General features: G+C 58.5%; 1 protein-coding gene. It reads right to left on the minus strand.

The genetic code is table 11. From position 1 onward, the window contains the following. Positions 1–119 precede the first annotated feature (119 nt). On the minus strand, positions 120–521 hold a 402-nt coding region (locus CQ12_RS45495; RefSeq protein WP_198164363.1), incomplete at its 5' end, for a hypothetical protein.

Below are 521 nucleotides of genomic sequence, written 5' to 3' on the forward strand. Positions count from 1 at the left end.
TGCATTGGCGAGGCCGGATCCGGCGCTCTTGGCGATATCCTCGCCCGTAGAGACATCAGGCGCGTAGTTCTGCCATGGCCCGCTATCGGCTTGAGCGTATTGCTCCCAAGGACCAGCCATCAGTTTACACGCTCCCAGCTGTTACGGTCAGCTGGATTTCCACCTTTGAAGCGATAACCTTGCTGCACGTCACCAACCTTAGGAGCACCAGCAGAAGGCTTGCTTTCGGCTTTCGTGTCTCCGTTTGCCCACTCCTCGATCTTGGCGAGTGCGGCCTTTGACTTGTCGGTCAGGAGGTCACGCGGCTGACTGGAGGTGTTCATGCCGCGGTCGCGCTGATCGTTCAGGGCATAGAGGCGAGATTCCATCAGACCGATAGCAGTCTTGACGGCCCCCTTCAGCTGTTCAGGCGACTGTGAGGCGTTGAGCGTGCCCTTCCACTGCGCGATTTCATGGTCGGAAATGCCAGATCCCTTGAAGACCTTGGCGAGCTCATCCGCAACGGCATTCCGGGCCAGATT

It is taken from the genome of Bradyrhizobium jicamae, from assembly GCF_001440395.1.
Taxonomy (GTDB): domain Bacteria; phylum Pseudomonadota; class Alphaproteobacteria; order Rhizobiales; family Xanthobacteraceae; genus Bradyrhizobium; species Bradyrhizobium jicamae.